A 20,660-nucleotide genomic window follows, 5' to 3' on the forward strand; every position below is an offset into this window, starting at 1 on the left:
CCGTTGGTGTCCTTCGCAGCGAAAGACTGCTTTGCCTATTTCGCCACGTGCTGCGATGCGCATGAACGGCAGTTGCCTGGAACAGCAGAGATGGCGATGCAAACCTGGTGGCCCGGCTTGTAAGGGATAGGGAGCAAACTCAGGATGAAACCGGAACCAACGCTTGCCATTTCTTTCGATAAGCAGACGCCGAGGTCCCGACGCGCTTTCGGAATGCCGATCGGAAACTCGAGGGTTCGGTATATCCGATCTCGGCTGAGATTTCCTCGATCGACATCGCCGTCGTCTCCAGCAGCTGTTTGGCTTCCTCGACACGCAAAGTCTGCACATAGTCGGCTGGCGCCTGTCCGGTCGCCTTCCTGAAGCGACGCAGAAACCCGCGCTCGGTCATTTGGGCCATTACCGCCATGGCGGTTACGGGACTTGATCTGTGGTAATTTCGTGCGGCCCAGACCTGCGCCTCTGCAATCAGCTGGTCATCATGTTGTCGCCCGGAGGCAAGGGATGCGTATGTCAGTTGGCCCTGGTCATGTGGATCGATCAAATAGATCTTCGCGATCCTGCGGGCTTCTTCTGTACCGGCGAACCGTCCGATCAGATACAACATGAGATCAGCCCACGCCGAGGCACCACCTGCGGTGACCACCTGGTGACCGTCCCCTGCCGCGACGAGAATGCGTTCACGGCAAACCTTCACTTTCGGGAAGTTTCGTCCAAGCATATCCGCATAGCCCCAATGCGTCGTCGCTTCCTTGCCGTCCAACAATCCTGCTGCACCCAGAAGGATTGAGCCAGAGCAGACGGAGGTGACAATCGCGCCGCGTGCGTAGGCTTCACTGAGCCAGTCCGCAACCGGGTTAAACTCGTCCGGCAGGTGGCCATTTGGGTCGAGGTGCAAATCGGACACGATAATCAAGTCGGGTTCCGGCGCTTCGGTCAGCATCCCGTCAGGTGTGATCTTGCGCCCGTTCACGTCCCAATAAGGTGCGCCATCGAGGGTTCTGAGGCTGACCTGAAACACCGGCGATTGCGCAGGCAAGCCGTGCAACATTTCCCAATCGCGGCCCACGGAGGCCAGCACGTCAAGGATCGAGAACAGCACGGACGTTCCGGTCAAGCGTGTTCCTATAACGGTCGTGTTCAAGCTCATATTGCACAAAACCCCTCAGCTGTAGTCTGATTATCACCGTTTCATTCTTTATCTCTTCTAACGCAGTTGGCGTATTTGGTCCATCTCCATGGTCAGGACAGCGGCAGATCGTGCTGCCCATTACCACCTCAGGAGCATCGGATGACCTACCAGAACCCAAATCTTGCATTCAACGAAGCGAAAGCCGAAGCCTTCGCCGAACGCTTTGTCGGTACGCTGAACGAAGCGGCACTCGCGATCATGACCTCTCTCGGGCACCGCGCAGGACTGTTCGATGCGCTTGGGGCCAACCCCGGCCTCAATTCACAGGTGCTTTCGCAGAAGGCCGCTGTCAACGAACGCTACCTGCGTGAATGGCTCGGCGTGATGGTGACGGCGGGTGTCGTCGACTATGACCCGCGGGCGAGAAGCTACACGTTGCCGCCGGAGCATGCCGCGTTTCTGACCCGTAGCGCCAGCCCGGACAACATGGCCGTCACGACCCAGTTCATCAGCATCGCGGCGTCCATCGAAAACGAACTACTGGAGCGGTTCCGCAGTGGCGAGGGCCTTTGCTACCACCATTTCGATCGCTTTCACGAGGTGATGGCCGAGGACAGTGCGCAGTTGGTCGTCGCCAACCTTGTGAGCGCTATCCTGCCGGTGGTCCCGGGCCTGACCCAGCGGTTGGAGGACGGCATCGACGTGGCCGATTTCGGCTGCGGACGAGGCCTGGCGATGATGGCGCTGGCGAGCGTTTATCCAAACAGTCGCTTTCACGGTTTCGATCTTTGCGAGGACGCTTTCGCAGAGACGGCCGCTGAAGCCAGAACCAAGGGTTTGAAAAACCTGCACTTCGAAGCGCGTGATCTGTCGGCCGCAAACGAGTTGGGCCGGTTCGATCTGGTGACCGCCTTCGATGCGGTTCACGACCAGGCGGATCCCAAGGCGTTTCTGCGGCTCGTGCGGCAGTCAATGCGGCCGGGCGGCGTCTTCCTTATGCAGGATATCGGTGGGTCGCGCGATCTTGAAAAGAACATCGCAAATCCCTTCGCGCCGCTCTTGTACACGATCTCGAGCATGCACTGCACACCCGTCTCCATCGGCCAGGGTGGTCCGGGTCTGGGGGCGATGTGGGGAGTGGAGACGGCCGAAGAGTACCTCGCCGAAACCGGCTTCGCATCGGTCGAAACCCACCGGCTGCCGCACGATCCCATCAACGCGTATTTCACAGCCCGGATCTGACCGGGCACCGACAAGGATACATGACATGACGATGATATTGCCGTTCGTCGACGGAGTGCACAGGACTGTCTCAAGTCGCGTGAAGAGCTTTTGGCAACGGATCAGAGAAGCGCGTGAACAACGACGCTTTCGCCGGAATTTCGGAGACTTCTCGCGGCTTTCGGACCATCTCCTGCAGGATTTGGGCCTCGAACAATACGCACATCTGCGTGACCCTGAATTTCCTCAGCATTTGCTGAGAAGACACCGAAAGGACTGATCATGAAGTCCCAACAACACAGCAACACGCTTGTCATCGGAGCAGGACTTTCGGGTCTTGCCGTGGCACGCTCTCTTTCCGATCGTGGCCTGCCGGTCACCGTGCTGGAAGCAGGGGACCGGGTTGCTGAACCCTGGCGGGCGCGGCATCCGGCGCTTCGGCTCAACATACACCGCAAGTTTGCCGGCCTGCCCGGCCAGAAGGCGCCCAAGACCGACGGAGTCTTTCTGAAGCGTGACACCGTAGTGGAATTTCTTGAAGCTTTTGTCGCGGGACTGGACAAACATGTCCGATACAGTGGCAAGGTAACCAGTGTCGCCCGTACGCCAGACGGGTGGCATGTCTCCACTGCGACCGGTGACTATCAGGCAGACAATCTGGTAATCGCGACGGGCCGCGAAAACATTTCGCACATTCCGGACTGGCCGGGGCGCGACCAGTTTTCGGGCGAGTTGCTGCACACGGCGAACCTCGGTGATGTGTCCCGCTTCGATGGGAAGCGCGTTCTGGTCGTCGGCGCCGGGAACTCGGGTACGGACGCGCTCAACCATCTTGCGCGGCACCGCCCGGCAGAGGTCATCGTGTCTGTCCGATACGGGCCTGCAGTCGTACCACAGCGCATCTTCGGGTTTCCGCTGCACCGGCTGGCCCGGGTCTTCGCGGCCCTTCCGGCCTGGGTCCTGGATCCGGCCTTTCGGCTGACCGAGCGGGTTTTTCTTGGCAATCTTCGCCGATACGGGCTGAGCACCCATCCAGAAGGAGGCGGAACCCGGCTTTTGCGGGACGGTGTCACCTTTGCGATTGATGAGGGATTTGTGGCCGCCCTGAAGACCGGGCGGTTCCGGGTGGTTCCCGGTGTTGACCGCTTCGAGGGGGACAACGTCATCCTCACGGATGGCTCAAGCTGCGCACCCGACGTTGTCATCGCGGCAACGGGCTATCGCACGGGGCTGGAACCGCTGCTGGGACATCTCGACGTGCTCGACACCAATGGGGTGCCGCATTACCCGATGGGCGAGCGTGACCCGGAAAATCCCGGTCTCTGGTTCACCGGGTTCAAGCCGATTTTCACTGGTTACTTTGATGCCGCCGGGATCGCAGCCAACAGGATTGCCACCGGGATCGCCGCTGATACGACGCGTGGCGTGCCTTCTGACGACCACGGAGCGCGGAAGGTTCATGCCGACAACGGACGGTCCGTCCCTGCAAACGCAACCGCTTGATGTAGCCGCCCGGGGCCGGTGCAAGCCCGGCATGTCGGTAACCCGGGCTGCCTCGGGTGCAACACGTTTCGAACAGGAACCGAGAGAATGAAATTCGTCAAAATCTGCTCACGCGCAAACGGCGGCTCCCATTTTTCGGATGAGTTCTGGACGCTTTCGGAGGGTGATTTCACGCCGCCTTCGCCAAAGGGCTACAGTGTCACCGAAACCATGGATGCAACCGGCGTTCTCATGATGCATCACCCCCCCGGCTACAAGGACGAATGGCATTGCGCGCCTGTACCTGTTCTTGGAACCGTTCTTGCTGGCTTGGTCCGCATTGAAACGAGCGATGGAGACACACGGCTGCTTTCACCCGGCGATCAGTTCCTGGCTGCCGACCTGCATGGCTCGGGACACAGGATGGAGGAAGCGAACGGCCGGGCTTATGACGTTTCGCTCGTCCTGCTGAATGGCATTCCTGACATGGGGTCCGGAGGGCAATCGGAATGAAACTCTATTTCATGCCGGGAGCCTGCTCGCTGGCACCGCATATCGCTCTGCGTGAGGCCGGTCTGGAATTTCGATTGATAAAAGTCGATTACAAATCACGACGGACTGAAGAAGGGGACGACTTTCGCCAGATCAATCCCAAAGGGTACGTTCCGGCACTCGAACTGAAGGAGGGCCAACTTCTGACCGAAGTCCCCGTGATCCTGCAATATATCGACATGATCCGTCCCGAGGCCCGCCTGTTGCCGGAAGCCGCACTGGAGCGCCTGAGAGCCCTGGAATGGATGAATTACATTGCAACCGAGGTTCACAAAAGCTTCAGCCCGCTGTTTCGCCCGAAGACGCCGGAGGCATTTCTGTCCCCAGGCCGCGCGCACTTGTCGCTGCGGCTGAATGTGATTGAGCGACATCTCCAACAGCATAGATACCTGATGGGCCCAGCCTTTTCGCTGAGCGACGCCTATCTGTTTACCGTTTGCCGTTGGCTTGACGATCAGAAGCTTTCGATTGCGGACTGGCCAGCCTTGCAACGACATTCCGATGACGTTGCTGGGCGACAGTCCGTCCGCGATACGCTGAAGCGCGAAGGTTTGGCAGACTAGGGCTGGCCGTATCCGCTAGCGAGACAGGGGGGTGCGGACCGCGGGCTTACCCTGTGACGAGGTGGGAGATCCACGAACGGTCCGTGCCGGCAGCGAACGCACCGCCAGTTGGCAGTGCGTCGCCGGCCAGAGCGGCGTGGGACACACGCGCCATCGTCAGACCTTCAGGAAAAGAGAGGCGGTCTAAGCGCAGAAACTGCGTGTGGGGGGACGAGAATGGTCTTTTCCAGCCGCGACGTGGGTATTGCCGGAAACCAATTTCTCTGCCGCCACTCCTCTGTATGTTCCTGATGTACTTCCTCGACACAGGCGTATGCCGCTCAACATATTCGTAAATACCGGGGATTGTCTGGCTGGTTCCACCTACCAATTCTGAACAATCATGACGAATTCTGACAATGCCGCTTCACTTGAAGCGCATCGGGAACGCAGCGGAAAGGGCTGTGCGCAGGAGGCCTATGTCGTTTTCACAAGCTCTGCGGTAGTCCCTTTCAGATACGGCAGGAACCCGTCCAGAAACCGGGTTGTCGCCGGCATGAAGTAGCTGCCGTGATGGTACATCGGGTCGAGGGACGTGATCAGCAGGCGGCCGGGGGTGGAAACCGTGTCCTCGTAGAAGATCGAGCCGAGATCTCCAACATCGACCAGCGACTGCGCCCCGTCCGGCACCTGGAAATAACCATGATAGTGCCAGGTGACGTCGGCCAGGGAGAGCTGGTTGAAGAGGGGATGGTCGGGCGTTGCCAACTTCAGGCCGATCTCGCCGCCTTCCTTCCACCACCAGAAATTGGTCGGTGTGTCCGTCCAGTTCACATTGGGCAACCAGTCCGGGTGGCCGGTGGAGCCCATGGCGACAACGGTCTTGCCGCTTGCTAGAAAGTCAGCGATCTGTTCGCGCCGGGGGCGCAGCACCGAAGGATCAGTGCGGCATGAGACAAGCAGGGTGTCGACGCCGGACAGATCTGCTTCCGGTAGGTCGCGCGTGTAGATGATCTCGTCGAAAAAGTCGCGGTAGCGTGGCTCGTAAATGGTGCGATGATGGTAGTAGGTGCCGGCGTCGAGCACTGCGAGCGTGGTCATTGCTGGGGTCCTTTTCCGCTGGCCCAGGCGCAGAGCTGCGGGGCAATGCGCGCCGTTGTGTCGCTGGAGCCGACGTACATCCAAAGATCATTACCGGCATGCATGAAGATGCGACCGCCGGACGGGCGCTCATAGATCCAGTCGCAGGGCAGGCGGTCCGGACCGACACCGTGGAGGCTAACAGCACCTTCCGGCGGCGGGTTGAAACCGCGGGCGTAGAAGCCGGCAACGCCCCGCCGATAGGTCAATTCCCCGGTTGAAACGCCTTCGAACACCGGGTGGTCGGTCAACCGGTGGATTTGCAGGTCTTCCAGCGAGAAGCGGTTGAGGGGAACGAAAGGCTGGAATTCGGGCAGCATTGGCCAGGCGACATGGCCGTTGAATACCAGCGTGCCGCCAGCATCCAGAAACTGTTCGATCTTCGCTGTCAGGTTGCCGAAAAAACGCTGGTCGAGATGGGCCGGCAGGCAGAGCGCGGGATAGCGCGCCAGGTCTGCGGCTTCGAGGTCGTAATGGCCGATCACATCGATATCGGGCACATAATCGCCAACATCGGGCAGGTCGTTGCCGGCGCCCTTGATCGGTTTCAGAAAAAGGCAGGATGCCATTCGGGTCTCCCGGAAAGGCCCGGACGAATTACCGTCCGGGCAAAGGTCAGGCGCAGTTACTGTTTGCTGACGGCCTTGAAATTGTAGAAGAAGCCGGAAGGATGGACCTTGTAGCCACTGACGTTCTCGCTAGAGGCAGCTACATAGATCTTGTGTACCAGAGGGATGATCGGCGCGTCGGTCTGCAGGATTTCCTGTGCCTTGGCGTAGGTTTCCAGAGCTTCCGGACCTTCTTCCAGCGTGCGGCCCTTGTCGACAAGCGCGTCGAATTCCGGGTTCGCCCAGTTCTGGTAGTTGAGGCCCGCCTTGGAATGGAACTGCGACTTCAGGTGCAGATCCGGATGACCGGTCATTTCCGGGGTCCAGAAGACGACGGAAACGTCATAGTCGCTCTGCTTGACGAGATCGAGCATGCCTTCCCAGGTGTACATTTCCAGCTTCGTGGCAATGCCTTGCTGCTGCAGAAGCGCAGCCATTGTCTCGCTGATCGTGGCCATTTCGGCGCGGCTGGAATAGCTGAGGATACGCAGGCTCAAAGGCTCGCCGTCCTTCTGCCAGGTGGTGCCGTCTTTCTCGTAACCGGCCTCGGTCAGAAGCCCGGCTGCTTTTTCCGGGTTGAAGGAATAGGCTGAAAGCTCTGGTGCGGCCCATGGGAATTCCGGCGGAAAGAAAGTCCAGGCCGGCTTGCCGATGCCGTCGAGCGCCCCTTTGACCAGGATTTCCCGGTCAACCATCAGGTTGACTGCCTGGCGAACCTTCGGATCATGCAGCACGCTGTTTTCGCCGGCATTGAAAGCGCCGTAATAGAGACCGGCACTCGGCTCGGCATAGACTTCGAATTTCTCGTCGGCCTTCATGCGTTCCACATCGGAAGGCAACAGGTGGACGACGAAATCGACCTCGCCGGTTTCCAGCGCCAGCGCGCGGGCATTGTGGTCCGGTATGTAGCGGTAGACGATTTCTTCCAGCTTGGGTGCTTCGCCCCAATAGTCATCGTTGCGTACAACCGTGGTGCGGTCCTGCTTCTGGTACTCCTTGAACACCCAAGGACCGGTGCCGACAGGCTTCACGAACTCGCCGTTGTTATCGAACGAGGCCTTGCCGTAGATGACGGTGATGGCGTCGGTCAGCTGGTTTGGCAGGGCAGTGAAAGGTTCGTTGGTCTCGATTTCCAGTTCGAGGCCGGATACGGCGCGGATTTCCTTGATGTTGAGCAGGTCGGATGCATAGGGCAGCAACGCGATCACACGCTCCAGCGAGAACTTTGCGGCTTCCGCGTCGAAAGCGCTGCCGTCATGGAAGGTGACGCCGTCGCGCAGCTGGAAGCGCCAGACATTGGGTGAAACGCGTTCCCAGGACGTGGCAAGACCGGGCACAAGTTTCATGTCGAAATCGAGTTTTACCAGAGTGTCCAGTATCTCGCTTTCGTTGAAGAACCGGCTGCGGCGCGGTTTCATCGACAGCGGCAGGGCTTCCCACATTGTGGCAACGGTCAGCGTTGAACTGCCTTCGGCCTGCGCCGGCATGTGCGGCAGGCTCAGCATGGCGGCCGTTGCCACGGAAACGGCAAGACGGCCCAGGGTTCTGCGGGAGATCATGAGGATCAGCTCCTTGGTTTGAGGATTGTTTTTCGAAAGGTCAAAAGGTTGGTGTGGCGGGCGCGCATCCGGTCGCCGATGCCGTCGCCCAGCAGGTTCACCAGCATGACGAAGGCGGTGATCGTCAGGCCCGGGGCGAGGACGAGATGCGGATGGCTGCGCATGTGGTTGCGCGCATCGGCGATCATCCGGCCCCATTCGGCTGTTCCAGGTTCCACGCCAAGGCCAAGGAAGCTGAGCCCGGCAAAGGCGAGGATGACCCAGGAGAGCGAATAGGCGGCCATGGTCAGGAGAGGCGCCGTAATGTTCGGCAGAAGATGGCGATGGACAATGCGTTTGCGTGACGAACCGAGCGCTTCAGCCGCCTGCACATAAAGTTTGGCCCGTTCCACCAGGATCATGTTGCGCACCAGCCGGGCATATTCGGTCCAGTGCACCGCAGTGAGTGCCAGAAGCACGACGGCAAGGCCAAGCCCCATGACACCGGCGATGATCATGGCAATCGCCAGTGCTGGCAGGACAGAAAGTCCCTCGCTAAAGCGCATCAGAAGCTGATCCGACCAGCCGCCGAGATAGCCGGCGATGCAGCCGAGCAGCGTGCCGGTGAGCGCGGACGCCAGCACCACCAGCAGGGCCGCGCCGGTTGTGAGGCGGCCGGCGTAAAGGAGGCGGGAAAAGACGTCGCGGCCCATCTGGTCGGTGCCCAGAAAATGCTGCCAGCCCGGAGGCGCAAGACGGTTCAGGATGTCTATCTGGTCTGGCGGGTAGGGCGCTGCGAGCGGTGCCATCACGATCAGAAGTATGAGAAGGGCCAGCAGTCCTGCACGCGTTTCTCGGCTCTTTGCATCAGGTCTTGTCTGAAACAGGCGTCGGGATCTTGCCATTCAGATCGCCTCCTGAACGCGGGGGTCAGCCAGCGTCACCAGGTAATCGACCAGGAGATTGATGATGATGTAGCCGCAGGCGATCACCAGGAAGCAGATCTGGATCAGCGGGTAGTCACGGTTGAGCAACGAAGCGACCAGCAGGCTGCCGATGCCCGGCCAGGCGAAGATCGTTTCCACGATGATCATGCCGTCGAAGGCGCGGGCGAATTGCAGCCCGGTCAGGGTCAGGAGCGAAGGCAGGATGTTGGGCAGGGCGTGATGCAGCAGGATCCGCGTCTGGCTCAGGCCCTTGGCCTTGGCCGTGCGGATGTAGGCATGGTGGAACTCGTCCAAAAGCCTGGCCCGCACGAAGCGCGCAATCACGCCAGTCATGGTGGTCGCGATGACCAGCGTCGGCAGCACCGCATGTGCAATCGTGCCGTGGCCCGAGCTCGGCAGCCAGCCGAGGGTAAGCGAGAACAGAAGCGCCAGCAGCAGCGCGTACCAGAAATTGGGAATGGACAGGCCGGCAACGCTTGCCGCCGCCAATAGACGATCCGCAAGTCCGCCGGCGTGATAGGCACAAAAACAGCCGATCGGCACTGCAAGGACAAGGGCAAGGCCGATCGACAGCAGTGCCAGGATCAGTGACTGGCGTATCCGCAGCAGGATATCGGCGGAAACGCTTTCTCCGGTAACGAAGGAAGTGCCGAGATCCCCTGTCAGCACATTGCCAAGCCAGCGCAGGTATTGAACGGGCAGGGGATCGTCAAAGCCGTTTTCGGCTGAAAATCGCTCGACCGCAGCCGCATCCGGCAAGGTGCCGTCCATCTGGGACAACAGCAGTACTTCAGCAAAATCCCCCGGCAACAGGCGCAACAGGGCGAAGCCGGCAACGGACACCAGGAACAGCAGTATTACCGATTGGACAAGCCTGTGGCTCAGCCGGCGCACCATCCGAAAACCGCCCCAAATCCACTGAATGAGAAAACTTGAGCTTTATAATCATAATTTTACAGGTGGTGTCGAGGCTGGTTTGTAAAAAACTTGAAAAAAATACTCAGATTTCTATCCGACAGTTTTGTGCTGCCTTTTGAAAAGCGGAAAAGTCGAGGGCGCAGCTGCAAGATTGCCCCAGACGTATGGCCACCGGGCATCTCGGAAAATATACCTGGAGAGAGGTTCTGAGCGGTGCCGGCCCTGCGGGCGGACATGGAGCGCAACGGGTAACGGCGGGAAAAGGAGGCAAGCCACGGGGACGCCGTGGCTTGCGGAAATTCGGTCTTAGAGCGCGGGGATGCGCAGCACCTGACCCGGATAGATCTTGTCCGGATCAGACAGCATCGGCTTGTTGGCTTCAAAGATCGCCTGGTACTTTGCGCCGTTGCCATAGGCCGCCTCGGCAACCTTCCAGAGCGTATCGCCCTTGACCACCGTGTGGAACTTGGCTTCCGGTTCGCTGCTCTCGACGGTGATTTCTTCCTCGACCTTGGAAATGCCAAGCACGTTGCCGACGGCAAGGATCAGTTTTTCACGGGCTTCCTGGGTTGGGGCGGCGCCTGCGATCTTGACGGTGTCGCCGCTGACTTCAACCTTGACGTCGCCATCGAGACCGAGGTCGGCAACTTCCTTTTCGATGGCTCCCGCGCTTGCTTCCGGCGCTTCGTCATCGCCGAACAGCTTCTTGCCCGCATCCTTCACGAAATCAAAGAAACCCATGTCATTTTTCCTTTAAGTCAATTCAGCCGAAATCCGACGGTACGCCCCAGCGGAGGCAATTTCACGATACGGAACCATATTGCAAAATTCTCCGGGGGGCGGAAGCGAATTCGGGTTGGGCAAGACGTGTGCGGCGGGCCGGAAAGAAGAGGCTTCAGGCGAAGCGCTTGGCACCGGCAACGCAGCCCACCACCAGGGTGGTGACGAGGAGCATGGTTGAAGACACCGGTTCATGCAGCAGCAGGCTGGCCAGCATCAGCCCGAAGAAGGGCTGCAGCAGTTGCAACTGGCCAACACCTGCAATGCCGCCGATGGCGAGGCCCCGGTACCAGAAGATGAAGCCCACAAGCATCGAGAAAATCGAGACATAGCCGAGCCCGACCCAGGCAGGCATTTCGATGCCTGTCAAACTGTCCGGCCATGTCAGCAGTGCAAGCGTTCCCATGACAGGAAGCGAAAGGGCAAGCGCCCAGGAAATGACCTGCCAGCCACCAAGGCGGCGGGAGAGGGCGCCACCTTCTGCATAACCGAAGCCGCAGACAATGACCGCCGCCAGCATCAGGAGATCGCCCTTGAGTGAAAGGTCCGCACTTTGTGACAGCGCATAGGCGCCAACAGCCGCACTGCCTGTACAGGAGAATACCCAGAACAGGGGCTTTGGGCGCTCCATCCCGCGCAACATGCCGAACAGGGCGGTTGCCAGGGGCAGAAGGCCAATGAAGACAATCGAATGGGCCGCAGTGACATGTTGCAGGGCAAGTGCCGTCAGCAGCGGAAAGCCGACGACGACACCGGCTGCAACAATCAGCAACGAGATCACGTCGCGCCGCTCCGGCCGGGCCTGCCGCAACAGTAGCAGCAAGGCAATGCCAAGGAGCGCCGCGACAACGGCACGGGCGGACGTCAGGAACATCGGGTTGAAACCACTGAGCGCAATCCGTGTTGCCGGCAGGGAGCCGCTGAAAATGAGAACGCCCAGGAGCCCGCTGCCCCATCCTGCCATCGATGCCTGCATATCTGGTCTTTCTGCTGTCTTGTTTTTCAAGGTGCCAGACGTGTCAGGGAGGCTGCGGCATCCGTCCTGCTCTCTTGCGAAGCCGAGAAGCAGGCAGACAAAGCGAGGCTTGCCGAACGTAGCCTCTTCCTGAACGTCCATGACGACACGTTGCAGGGGCAGGAATAATCCGGAGGGGCTGGTCAGGACAGAGACAGTGCAATACAATTTTGCAAAACTGTACTGCACACACTTGCCATACACTTCAGCGGGCAAACGAATGGAACAGGACACACGGACGGCCACGGTAATGGAAGCTGTCAAGCGGAAGATCGCCAGCCGTTTGCTGCAACCTGGTGAAAAGCTGCCGTCCATCCGCGGATTTGCCGCGACCATGCGGGTGTCGCCGTCAACAGTCGTGACCGCATACGACAGGCTGGCGGCAGAGGGCATCATTTATGCCCGTCGAGGCTCCGGCTTTTATGTTGCCGATGCCGCCCGTCCGTTCTCGGTCGCCGACGTCGGACCGCAGCTTGACCGGGAAATCGACCCGTTCTGGGTTTCGCGCCAGTCGCTCGATGCCGGGCCGGATGTTCTGAAACCCGGCTGCGGCTGGCTGCCGGCGGACTGGATGCCAAGCGAGGCTATGCAGCGTGGCTTGCGAGCGCTGGCGCGTACCGGCGGTGGCCACCTGTTCGACTATGGCGAAACACGGGGTGCTTTGAACCTGCGCCACCTGCTTGCCCGGCAGTTCTCGGAGGAAGGCCTTGAGGTGAACCCGGGGCAGGTGCTGCTCACACCATCGGGAACACAGGCCATCGACCTCATTTGCCGCTTCTTTTTGCGGCCGGGCGACACGGTTCTGGTCGATGACCCGTGTTATTTCAACTTTCAGGCGTTGTTGAAGGCGCACAGGGTGGAGGTTGCCGGTGTGCCGTTCACGCGCAGCGGACCGGATACCGAGCTGTTCGAAGAAGCGCTGACCCGGCACAAGCCCAAGCTCTACATTACCAATTCCGGCCTTCACAATCCCACCGGCGCGACGATCTCGCCCCAGATTGCGCACAAGGTCCTGAACCTTGTGACAGCCCACGGCCTGGTGGTGATAGAAGACGATATTTTCGGCAGCTTTGCGCCGGAACCCTTGCCGAGTCTTGCCGTTCTCGATGGACTGGAGCGTGTCATCCGCATCGGCAGCTTTTCCAAGACCCTGTCTGCCTCCGTGCGCTGCGGTTACATTGCAGCTCGGTCGGACTGGATCGAGGCTCTTGTTGACCTGCAAGTGGCCACCAATTTCGGTGGCCCGGGACCGGTTGCGAGCGATCTTGTCTATGGCGTCCTGAGCGACGGCAGTTATCGCAAGCACATGGAAGCCTTGCGGGTGCGCCTTGCGAAGAAGCGGCGCGAGGTTGCCGGTAGGCTGGAGCGGCTTGGTATAACGCCCTGGCTCAGCCCCAAGGGTGGCTTTTACCTCTGGTGCGGTCTGCCGGACGGCCGGGATGCAGCCGCCATTGCCCGCTCGGCGCTGCGCCGGAACGTCGTGCTCGCCCCCGGCAACGTCTTCAGCGTTTCGCAGACGATGACCGGGTTCCTGAGGTTCAATGTCAGCCAGATGGGCGAACGCCAGGTTTATGACGTGCTGGAAAGCGCGATGAAGCCAGGTGGAGGCTGAGCCTCGCAACCATCCGTGGCTCGCCGCGTTTGCCTGTCAGAAAACTTCAGCCGGCCGGTGCGGAACAGGCATGCTCGCGCAATCAATATCATGTCGAAGTGAGTGGTCGTTTCCCGGTCGGATCCCGTTTGACTGAGGAGCTTTTCCGATGAACGGCACTGACGAGCAAAAGACCGCCAGGCTTTACCGAATGGTCATGCCTGGGCACATCTGTCCCTATGGCCTGAAATCGAAGGACCTTCTGGAACGGCAGGGCTTTGAGGTTGAAGATCATCACCTCACCACCCGTGAGGAGACAGACGCCTTCATGGAAAAACACGGTGTCGAGACGACCCCACAAACCTTCGTCGGCAACAAGCGGATCGGGGGTTATGACTCCTTGCGCGTCTATTTCAAACTCGATCCACCCGAGGAAGAGCGTAGCGACACGACCTATCGGCCCGTGATCGCCATCTTTTCAGTGGCCCTGCTTCTGGCGCTTGGCCTCTCCTGGCATCAATATGGAACGCTGCTCAGCTTGCGGGTCGTGGAATGGTTCGTGTCGCTTTCCATGACAATCCTCGCAATCCAGAAGCTGCAGGACGTGGAGAGTTTTTCCACGATGTTTCTCAACTACGACCTGCTGGCGCGGCGCTGGGTTCCCTATTCCAGAATCTATCCCTATGCCGAAGCCTTCGCCGGTATCCTGATGACGGCCAGTGCATTGGTCTGGCTGTCGGCGCCGGTTTCCTTCTTTATTGGTCTGATTGGCGCTATCAGCATATTCAAGGCGGTCTATCTGGAGAAACGAGAACTGAAATGCGCCTGCGTTGGCGGCAGTTCCTCCGTTCCGCTCGGCTTTGTTTCATTGACCGAAAGCCTAATGATGACGGCCATGGGGCTGTGGATGCCGGCTCGGGTTTTGCTGATGGGATGACGGGGTGCGAAGCACGTTGGCTTCTGCAGTCAGGGAGACGGACGGCAGATTGGCCAGGTTCGTTCTTGCGATTAATTTTCAAGGTTCGGTTATAACTATATGACTTGAAAGACTTTTCTTTCAGTCGTGCTGCTCGCCGCAGGCTAAAACTTAGCCAATTGACGAAGTTTTTTCTTGCGCCTGATGTGAAGTTGGAAATACTTAGCAATATGGCTAAGCATGATCCTGATCTCTCCCTGTTGTTCCACGCGCTGTCCGACCCGACGCGCCGCGCGATGTTGACAAGGCTCGCAAGTGGCCCGGCGCGGGTGACGGACCTCGCTGAGCCGACCGGGCTGAAGTTGCCGACGGTCATGAGGCACCTTTCCGTGCTGGAGGAGGCAGGTTTCATCACCACCGCCAAGGATGGACGCATACGCACCTGCGCCATCGTTCCGGAGGCCATGGAGCCGGTGCGGACATGGATCGATGAACAGCGCGCCATCTGGGAGGCTCGCCTCGACAGGTTGGATGCGTTTGTAATGAACGTGATGAAGGAGAACGGAGAATGACGCAGAGCGTGGTTCTGAACAACACTGCCTCCAACGCGGCTGGCGAGGGAAGAAACGGATTTGCGACGCTTGTCTTCGAGCGCGACATGGCTGCCCCTGCCGAAACCCTCTGGCAGGCCTGGACCGCTCCGGCGGCAAGGGCAGTCTGGGCGGCACCGTCACCTGCCGTTACCGTGGAATTTCTCGAAGCCGACACCAGGGTAGGCGGACGCGAAATTTCGCTCTGCAAGGTGGATGGTCAGCCGGATATGCGCTGCGAATGCGGTTGGCTGGACCTTCAGCCACCTCTGCGCAGCGTGAATTACGAGGTGATCTCGTGCGAAGGTGAAACTCAGTCCGTCGCGCTGGTTACGGCGTCGATCGCGGATCTGGGTGAAAGCAGCCGCTTGTCCGTAACCGTGCAGCTTTCCTCGCTGGCCGCGAATATGGAAGGCGGATATCGGGACGGCTTCAATGTTGGCCTGGACAATCTGGCAGGCGCTGCCGAGCGCACGATGATCTTGCAGCGGGTGATCCGTGCACCACGATCCGTTGTCTGGGGTGCCTGGATGAACCCCGAAACACTGCCGCAATGGTGGGGGCCGGACGGCTTTTCCTGCCGCACCACCCGGATTGATCTGTGCGCGGGCGGCGAGTGGGTGTTCGACATGATCGCACCTGACGGTACGGTTTTTCCGAACCACCATCTCTATACGGACGTCCGGCCAAATGAACGGCTCAGCTATACGCTGCTCTGGGGCGAGAATGGCCCGAAGCATGCCGACGCCTGGGCCTCGTTCGAGGAAGAGAACGGCGCAACGAAGGTCACGCTTGGCATGGTCTTCAGCACTGCTGCGGAATTCCAGGAAGCCAAGGGCTTTGGCGCTGTGGAACTTGGACAGCAGACATTGGGCAAATTGGAAAACTTCATCAAGGCGGGTTGAGCCACCGCGTTGTCCCCCTGATCTGCGCAAGCGGCTCAGGGGGATCCCTTTTATTGCGGGCCGCTCACTGGCCGAATGTAAAGTCTTTCAGGTTGTGTTTCGGCCGGGAGAACACCTTTCCGCTTAACCCGCCTTGCCCTTCCGTCCAATCTCCGCAAGTCTCCCGAGGAACGTTCCTGCCATCAAGTTCCGCGGAGACCCTCCATGCATGTTCTCGTCATCGGCGCTGCCGGTATGGTTGGCCGCAAGCTGGTTGAAAAGCTGGCTGCGCAGCCGGAGGTTCTTGGTTTTGAGGTATCCCGGCTGACGCTGGCCGATGCTGTTTCGCCAACCGCACCAGCGGCGCTGCCCGGTATTGCCGAGGCAGTTACCGTGGATCTTTCGAAGGCAGGAGCCGCCCGGACGCTGGTCGCTTCGCGCCCCGATGTCATCTTTCACCTGGCGGCGATCGTCTCCGGCGAAGCGGAGCAGGAGTTTGAAAAGGGCTATGCGGTCAATCTCGACGGCAGCCGCGAATTGTTTGAGGCGATCCGGATCGAAGGCGCTCGCGAGCCGTATTTTCCGAAGGTGATCTTCGCATCGTCGATTGCAGTGTTTGGTCAGCCGTTTCCCGAAAAGATTGGCGATGAATTCTTTACAACGCCGCTGACAAGCTACGGCACGCAAAAGGCGATCACCGAGCTTCTGCTGGCCGACTATTCCCGCAAGGGCTTTTTTGACGGCATAGGCCTGCGCCTGCCAACCATCTGCATTCGCCCGGGCAGGCCAAACAAGGCGGCCTCGGGGTTCTTCTCCAACATCATGCGCGAACCGCTTGCCGGGCAGGAAGCTGTTCTGCCGGTGGATGACAGCGTACGCCACTGGTTTGCCAGCCCACGTGCCGCGGTCGGCTTTTTCGTTCATGCCGCACGGATGGACGCTGCTGGCATCGGTCCACGTAGAACGGTCACGCTGCCGGGGCTTTCCGCCACTGTCGGGGAGCAGATCGAGGCCTTGCGGCGGGTCGCGGGGGAAAAGGCTGTCAGGCTTATCCGCCGGGAACCGGATGAGGCTATTGCACGGATCGTTGAGGGCTGGCCGAGGAATTTCGATGCCAGGCGTGCGCTGGAGCTTGGGTTCCAGGCGGAAACGAGCTTTGACGACATCATCCGCATACATATCGAAGATGAACTGGAAGGCAGAAATCCATGACCGCAGACGGATTTGACGTGAAGGGAAGGATCGCGCTTGTGACCGGTGGCGGCACGGGGGTAGGCAAGGCAGTTGCCGCTGGTTTGAGCCGCGCCGGCTGGCGGGTTCTGATCACTGGCCGCCGCAAGGATGTCCTGGAAAAGACTGCGACCGAACTCTCCCGCAATAGCGGCAATGAAGTCTCTTGGATTGCCGCGGATGTCGGTAACCCGGCATCTGTGAAGATGCTTTTTGACGAGATCTCGAAGACTTTCGGCAGGCTCGATCTCCTGGTCAATAACGCAGGGATCTCGAATTCGTCCGTTCCACTGGAAGATATTTCTTTCGAGGAATGGAGCGCTGTCGTGGCAGCAAACCTGACTGGTGCCTTCCTGTGCACCCAGCAGGCGTTCCGGATGATGAAGGCGCAGGAACCAAGAGGCGGGCGCATCATCAACAACGGTTCGATTTCGGCCACGACGCCAAGACCGAATTCGGCTCCCTACACCTCGACCAAACATGCCATTACCGGCCTGACGAAATCGGCCGCACTGGATGGGCGTCCCTTCGATATTGCCTGTGGCCAGATCGACATCGGCAACGCGGCCAGTGACATGACGGCCAAAATGAGCGGTGGTGTGCTGCAGGCAAATGGGGAAACCGCTTCCGAGCCGACCATTGATCCGGCCCACGTCGCCAATGCCGTCACCTACATGGCCAGCCTGCCGCTGGATGCCAATGTACTGACGTTGACGGTGATGGCAACCGGCATGCCGTTCGTGGGGCGTGGCTGATCTAGACTTCGCGTTGCAAGGGGTTCAGTCCGGAAGGGTTTCAGTCCGGGGCAGGGACTTGCGGCTCGTTGCCAAGGCCGGAAAGACAAGCTGCCCGGATCTCCTCCGCAAACAGGCGCATACGACGGTTGAGACGACGTTCGCGGGCGTGGAGCAGATAGATGCCCCATGCCGGCACAGCGATGTCCGGTAGCAGGGGAACCAGCTTTCCGGCTGCCAGTGCGCCCGTCACGATGAAATCCGGCAGCCGGCTGATGCCATGCCCCAAGATGGTTGCATCCAGCAGGAACGCGCCACTGTTGGAATTGAGTGCGGGCTGAAACTCAAGTTGCTGGCGCTTTCCTTTTTGCGTTTGGAACTCCCAAACGGTCCGCCTGGCCCAGCCGAAATGAAGAAGCCGGTGCTGCTGCAGATCTTCGATCGATTGCGGTGCAGGGTGCTGGCGCAAGTAGTCGGGGCTGGCAAAGAGGCAATGCTCCACGGTGCCCAGTTTCAGCGTGATGGCATCTTCGGGCCGCGTTTCGGTGATACGGATCGCAAAGTCGTAGTTCTCTCTGGCCAGATCGACCAGCCGGTCATCGAAATCCACGGTCAGCTGGATATCCGCGTGGCGAGCCTGGAAATCGATCAGCGCCGCATTGAGGAAACCGTGGCCGAAATCTCTGGGTATCGAAATCGACAAGGGTCCGGAAGGGGCTGTTCCGCTGCTCAGGAAATCGTCCTCGATGTCGTCGACATCGCTGACGACGCGGCTCGCGCGCTGAAAGAGTTCGCGCCCGGGCTCGGTCAGGTCCCAATGGCCGGGCGAGCGGTCGACGAGACGTGTCCCATAGCGATCTTCCAGGAGGGACAGGCGACGGCTGACGGCCGACTTGGCAATGCCGAGTTCTCCAGCGGCTTTCGAGATGCTGCCGCTGGCAACCACCTGAACGAACAGGCGCAGGTCTTCTATCTGTCCCAAGTGTTCTCCAAATCAGAACGTTGATCTCTGATTTTGATATCTGGTTATGAAAATTGCAACTTCCTATCTGTGGCAAGACCTGAAGTGCCGGACCGTTTCACGCCAGGTGCCTTCTGATCCGGCCCGCCAACAATCAGATTGGAAACGTCATGAACGCAGATATTGAAATTCGCACCACGGAAATGCCCGCGGACATGCGCATTCTGCTGGATGCGTATCCGCGCGATACCTGGGAGGCACATCCCGGTTTCAAGGAGAAAACCAGCAACTGGCTGGGGGCACATGTCATGTTCCGGCAGTTGGCGGAACTGGTTCGTCTCGAAACGGAAGCCTATCTGGAGAAGCTGAGAGACCCAGACGATTTTGCTGCCAGGCTCTCTCGTTACGGCGATCTGCTGGTACGCAATCTCCATGGCCACCACACCTGGGAAGACAAGAGCTACTTTCCGGAACTCTGTGAGGCCGACCCGCGTTTCGAGAAGGGACTGGAGATCCTGGAGAAGGACCACGAGGCGCTGGACGCGATGCTGTTCCAGCTCTCGCGCACCGCCAATCGCGCCATCAAGCTGGTCCAGCTGGACGAAGCGCAGGCGCGCGAGGAAGCCGGCAAGCTGCAGCCGGTAACCGGGACGATTGAAAGCCTGCTGGCGCGCCACCTGAGTGATGAAGAGGAATTGGCAGTGCCGATCATTCTTCACCATCGCCTGCGCGGATAACAGCAACAAGCGGCCGGGTGCGGTTTTGCTCCCGGCCGCTAGTTGGTTCTAGACTGACAGCCCCGGAGGAAGACGATGCCCAAGCCGAATGCCGATTTGTCCAAGGAAGAAAACCAGTCTGATGCGGCTAGCCGGCGTGCGCAAGGAGAGTTCGTGCGCGGTGTCAGCGGCTTTCGGTCTGCAATCGGCGATGCGGATTTCCCGGCCGAACCCGGGAGATATCATCTGTTTGTGGCGCTCAATTGCCCCTGGTGCCACCGTGTAACCCTTGCCCGAAACATCCTCGGGCTTCAGTCCGGCGTTTCCATGGATGTCGCCTTTCCGGGCCGGACTGAAAAAGACGATCCGGCAGGGGAGAACCTTTGGGAATTCAATCCCGGACGGATTGCGAGCCTGACGGGGACGCCCTTGCCGGAATGCACTGAGGAAACGGCGACGGGCGAGGGGCTGCGCCTGGTGCAACAGATATACCGCGCCGAAGGATCTGATGAACGATCCGTCCCGGTTCTTTACGACAAGAAGCAACAGCGCATCGTCAACAACGAAAGCGCCGAGATCATCCGCATGCTCAACGCGCATGCCGGGGCGCTGGGCAGTGCGATTGTCCAGGAAAAAAGGCCTGACCTTTATCCGAACGATGTGGATTTGCAGTCGGAGATCGATGCCCTGAACGAGGCAATCTACACACGCATAAACAATGGCGCCTACAAGGCCGGTTTTTCTTCCAACCAGAGCGTCTATGCGGCAGCATACGAAAGTTACTTCACAATGCTGGCAGAGCTGGAAGACCGGCTGGCAGCGAATGGTGGACCGTTTCTCACCGGGGAGAGCTTTACGGAAGCCGACCTGAGGCTGTTTCCGACGCTTTACCGGCACGACCCGGTCTATTTTGTGCGCATGAAGTTGAACGGCGCGCGAATCCTGGACTATCCCAATCTCTGGCACTGGCTGTGCCGGGTGCATGCCTTGCCGGGTGTTGCCGACAGTTCTTCGCTGGTCCATTGCAGGCAGGGGTATTTCGGGCGCTCCTGGAACAACGTCGTGCCGCTAGGGCCGTTCCGGCCAATGCCTTATCCGCAGGCCTATTCGCATCCCGAACTGGCAGGGGCGCTGTAAGTGGCGTGGAGGCGAGATACGTGTCG

At 59.6% G+C, this 20,660-nt stretch carries 21 protein-coding genes; 12 read left to right on the forward strand and 9 right to left on the reverse strand.

The window, feature by feature from the left end:
* Window positions 1-139: 139 nt before the first annotated feature.
* Window positions 140-1,117 (reverse strand): helix-turn-helix domain-containing protein, encoded by a 978-nt coding sequence (locus HEP89_RS17810; protein ID WP_209014747.1) that lies wholly within the window; start codon window positions 1,115-1,117, stop codon window positions 140-142.
* Between the two features lie 174 nt (window positions 1,118-1,291).
* Between HEP89_RS17810 and HEP89_RS17815 the strand changes: the two genes are divergently transcribed.
* From HEP89_RS17815 to gstA, 4 genes are all read left to right on the forward strand, one after another.
* Window positions 1,292-2,374: a methyltransferase domain-containing protein gene (locus tag HEP89_RS17815; protein WP_168692640.1), complete on the forward strand. Its 1,083-nt coding sequence runs from the start codon at window positions 1,292-1,294 to the stop codon at window positions 2,372-2,374.
* Between the two features lie 261 nt (window positions 2,375-2,635).
* Entirely contained in the window at window positions 2,636-3,856 is a 1,221-nt protein-coding gene (locus HEP89_RS17820; protein WP_168692641.1) for an NAD(P)/FAD-dependent oxidoreductase, read from the forward strand.
* Between the two features lie 87 nt (window positions 3,857-3,943).
* Window positions 3,944-4,348 (forward strand): hypothetical protein, encoded by a 405-nt coding sequence (locus HEP89_RS17825; RefSeq protein WP_168692642.1) that lies wholly within the window; start codon window positions 3,944-3,946, stop codon window positions 4,346-4,348.
* Window positions 4,345-4,950 (forward strand): glutathione transferase GstA, encoded by a 606-nt coding sequence (gstA, locus tag HEP89_RS17830; protein WP_168692643.1) that lies wholly within the window; start codon window positions 4,345-4,347, stop codon window positions 4,948-4,950. Before HEP89_RS17825 ends, gstA begins: the two co-directional genes overlap by 4 nt.
* Before the next feature lie 456 nt (window positions 4,951-5,406).
* On the opposite strand, the gene HEP89_RS17835 is transcribed toward gstA, so the two are convergent.
* The 7 genes from HEP89_RS17835 to HEP89_RS17865 all read right to left on the reverse strand — a co-directional run bounded on the left by HEP89_RS17835 (window position 5,407) and on the right by HEP89_RS17865 (window position 11,836).
* Window positions 5,407-6,030: a hypothetical protein gene (locus HEP89_RS17835; RefSeq protein ID WP_168692644.1), complete on the reverse strand. Its 624-nt coding sequence runs from the start codon at window positions 6,028-6,030 to the stop codon at window positions 5,407-5,409.
* A complete protein-coding gene (locus tag HEP89_RS17840; protein WP_168692645.1) occupies window positions 6,027-6,638 on the reverse strand; it encodes a hypothetical protein in 612 nt (203 codons plus the stop codon). Before HEP89_RS17840 ends, HEP89_RS17835 begins: the two co-directional genes overlap by 4 nt.
* A 56-nt stretch (window positions 6,639-6,694) precedes the next feature.
* Window positions 6,695-8,236, reverse strand: coding sequence for an ABC transporter substrate-binding protein (locus HEP89_RS17845; RefSeq protein ID WP_209014748.1), 1,542 nt, complete (start codon window positions 8,234-8,236; stop codon window positions 6,695-6,697).
* Window positions 8,237-8,241: 5 nt separating this feature from the next.
* Window positions 8,242-9,120, reverse strand: a complete 879-nt coding sequence (locus tag HEP89_RS17850) for an ABC transporter permease (protein ID WP_168692646.1) — start codon at window positions 9,118-9,120, stop codon at window positions 8,242-8,244.
* Window positions 9,121-10,059: an ABC transporter permease gene (locus tag HEP89_RS17855; protein WP_168684300.1), complete on the reverse strand. Its 939-nt coding sequence runs from the start codon at window positions 10,057-10,059 to the stop codon at window positions 9,121-9,123.
* 327 nt (window positions 10,060-10,386) lie between these two features.
* Entirely contained in the window at window positions 10,387-10,821 is a 435-nt protein-coding gene (gene lysM / locus HEP89_RS17860) for a peptidoglycan-binding protein LysM (RefSeq protein WP_023000769.1), read from the reverse strand.
* Window positions 10,822-10,975: 154 nt separating this feature from the next.
* Window positions 10,976-11,836 (reverse strand): DMT family transporter, encoded by an 861-nt coding sequence (locus HEP89_RS17865; protein ID WP_168692647.1) that lies wholly within the window; start codon window positions 11,834-11,836, stop codon window positions 10,976-10,978.
* A gap of 259 nt (window positions 11,837-12,095) precedes the next feature.
* Here HEP89_RS17865 and HEP89_RS17870 point away from each other — a divergent pair, with 259 nt between their 5' ends.
* From HEP89_RS17870 to HEP89_RS17895, 6 genes are all read left to right on the forward strand, one after another.
* Window positions 12,096-13,487 (forward strand): PLP-dependent aminotransferase family protein, encoded by a 1,392-nt coding sequence (locus tag HEP89_RS17870; protein WP_168692648.1) that lies wholly within the window; start codon window positions 12,096-12,098, stop codon window positions 13,485-13,487.
* Window positions 13,488-13,635: 148 nt separating this feature from the next.
* The gene (locus tag HEP89_RS17875) at window positions 13,636-14,403 is read left to right on the forward strand and encodes a glutaredoxin family protein (protein WP_286201056.1); all 768 of its coding nucleotides are present in this window, start codon (window positions 13,636-13,638) and stop codon (window positions 14,401-14,403) included.
* A gap of 209 nt (window positions 14,404-14,612) precedes the next feature.
* Window positions 14,613-14,954, forward strand: coding sequence for a metalloregulator ArsR/SmtB family transcription factor (locus HEP89_RS17880; protein WP_023000773.1), 342 nt, complete (start codon window positions 14,613-14,615; stop codon window positions 14,952-14,954).
* A complete protein-coding gene (locus HEP89_RS17885) occupies window positions 14,951-15,877 on the forward strand; it encodes an SRPBCC family protein (RefSeq protein ID WP_168692649.1) in 927 nt (308 codons plus the stop codon). The genes HEP89_RS17880 and HEP89_RS17885 overlap by 4 nt, the downstream gene beginning before the upstream one ends.
* Before the next feature lie 204 nt (window positions 15,878-16,081).
* Window positions 16,082-17,068: a D-erythronate dehydrogenase gene (gene denD, locus HEP89_RS17890; protein WP_062488310.1), complete on the forward strand. Its 987-nt coding sequence runs from the start codon at window positions 16,082-16,084 to the stop codon at window positions 17,066-17,068.
* Window positions 17,065-17,841 (forward strand): SDR family oxidoreductase, encoded by a 777-nt coding sequence (locus tag HEP89_RS17895; RefSeq protein ID WP_168692650.1) that lies wholly within the window; start codon window positions 17,065-17,067, stop codon window positions 17,839-17,841. The genes denD and HEP89_RS17895 overlap by 4 nt, the downstream gene beginning before the upstream one ends.
* A gap of 40 nt (window positions 17,842-17,881) precedes the next feature.
* Here the strand turns inward: HEP89_RS17895 and HEP89_RS17900 are convergent, their stop codons facing one another.
* Complete coding sequence (locus HEP89_RS17900; RefSeq protein WP_168692651.1) at window positions 17,882-18,802, reverse strand: LysR family transcriptional regulator; 921 nt, start codon at window positions 18,800-18,802, stop codon at window positions 17,882-17,884.
* Window positions 18,803-18,951: 149 nt separating this feature from the next.
* Between HEP89_RS17900 and HEP89_RS17905 the strand changes: the two genes are divergently transcribed.
* Window positions 18,952-19,518, forward strand: coding sequence for a hemerythrin domain-containing protein (locus tag HEP89_RS17905; protein WP_055655176.1), 567 nt, complete (start codon window positions 18,952-18,954; stop codon window positions 19,516-19,518).
* 75 nt (window positions 19,519-19,593) lie between these two features.
* Window positions 19,594-20,634 carry a glutathione S-transferase C-terminal domain-containing protein gene (locus HEP89_RS17910; protein WP_168692652.1) on the forward strand — a complete coding sequence of 347 codons (1,041 nt, stop codon included), beginning with the start codon at window positions 19,594-19,596 and terminating at the stop codon, window positions 20,632-20,634.
* Window positions 20,635-20,660 lie beyond the last annotated feature (26 nt).

The sequence above is a fragment of the Labrenzia sp. 5N genome (assembly GCF_012395805.1).
GTDB lineage: Bacteria > Pseudomonadota > Alphaproteobacteria > Rhizobiales > Stappiaceae > Roseibium > Roseibium algicola.

What these genes read in the sequence shown, in the direction of transcription:
- HEP89_RS17815 (WP_168692640.1), top strand. Translation starts at nt 1,292, where the DNA reads ATGACCTACCAGAACCCAAATCTTGCATTCAACGAAGCGAAAGCCGAA.
- HEP89_RS17820 (WP_168692641.1), top strand. Translation starts at nt 2,636, where the DNA reads ATGAAGTCCCAACAACACAGCAACACGCTTGTCATCGGAGCAGGACTT.
- HEP89_RS17825 (WP_168692642.1), top strand. Translation starts at nt 3,944, where the DNA reads ATGAAATTCGTCAAAATCTGCTCACGCGCAAACGGCGGCTCCCATTTT.
- gstA (WP_168692643.1), top strand. Translation starts at nt 4,345, where the DNA reads ATGAAACTCTATTTCATGCCGGGAGCCTGCTCGCTGGCACCGCATATC.
- HEP89_RS17835 (WP_168692644.1), bottom strand. Translation starts at nt 6,030, where the DNA reads ATGACCACGCTCGCAGTGCTCGACGCCGGCACCTACTACCATCATCGC.
- HEP89_RS17840 (WP_168692645.1), bottom strand. Translation starts at nt 6,638, where the DNA reads ATGGCATCCTGCCTTTTTCTGAAACCGATCAAGGGCGCCGGCAACGAC.
- HEP89_RS17845 (WP_209014748.1), bottom strand. Translation starts at nt 8,236, where the DNA reads ATGATCTCCCGCAGAACCCTGGGCCGTCTTGCCGTTTCCGTGGCAACG.
- HEP89_RS17850 (WP_168692646.1), bottom strand. Translation starts at nt 9,120, where the DNA reads ATGGCAAGATCCCGACGCCTGTTTCAGACAAGACCTGATGCAAAGAGC.
- HEP89_RS17855 (WP_168684300.1), bottom strand. Translation starts at nt 10,059, where the DNA reads ATGGTGCGCCGGCTGAGCCACAGGCTTGTCCAATCGGTAATACTGCTG.
- lysM (WP_023000769.1), bottom strand. Translation starts at nt 10,821, where the DNA reads ATGGGTTTCTTTGATTTCGTGAAGGATGCGGGCAAGAAGCTGTTCGGC.
- HEP89_RS17865 (WP_168692647.1), bottom strand. Translation starts at nt 11,836, where the DNA reads ATGCAGGCATCGATGGCAGGATGGGGCAGCGGGCTCCTGGGCGTTCTC.
- HEP89_RS17870 (WP_168692648.1), top strand. Translation starts at nt 12,096, where the DNA reads ATGGAACAGGACACACGGACGGCCACGGTAATGGAAGCTGTCAAGCGG.
- HEP89_RS17875 (WP_286201056.1), top strand. Translation starts at nt 13,636, where the DNA reads ATGAACGGCACTGACGAGCAAAAGACCGCCAGGCTTTACCGAATGGTC.
- HEP89_RS17880 (WP_023000773.1), top strand. Translation starts at nt 14,613, where the DNA reads ATGGCTAAGCATGATCCTGATCTCTCCCTGTTGTTCCACGCGCTGTCC.
- HEP89_RS17885 (WP_168692649.1), top strand. Translation starts at nt 14,951, where the DNA reads ATGACGCAGAGCGTGGTTCTGAACAACACTGCCTCCAACGCGGCTGGC.
- denD (WP_062488310.1), top strand. Translation starts at nt 16,082, where the DNA reads ATGCATGTTCTCGTCATCGGCGCTGCCGGTATGGTTGGCCGCAAGCTG.
- HEP89_RS17895 (WP_168692650.1), top strand. Translation starts at nt 17,065, where the DNA reads ATGACCGCAGACGGATTTGACGTGAAGGGAAGGATCGCGCTTGTGACC.
- HEP89_RS17905 (WP_055655176.1), top strand. Translation starts at nt 18,952, where the DNA reads ATGAACGCAGATATTGAAATTCGCACCACGGAAATGCCCGCGGACATG.
- HEP89_RS17910 (WP_168692652.1), top strand. Translation starts at nt 19,594, where the DNA reads ATGCCCAAGCCGAATGCCGATTTGTCCAAGGAAGAAAACCAGTCTGAT.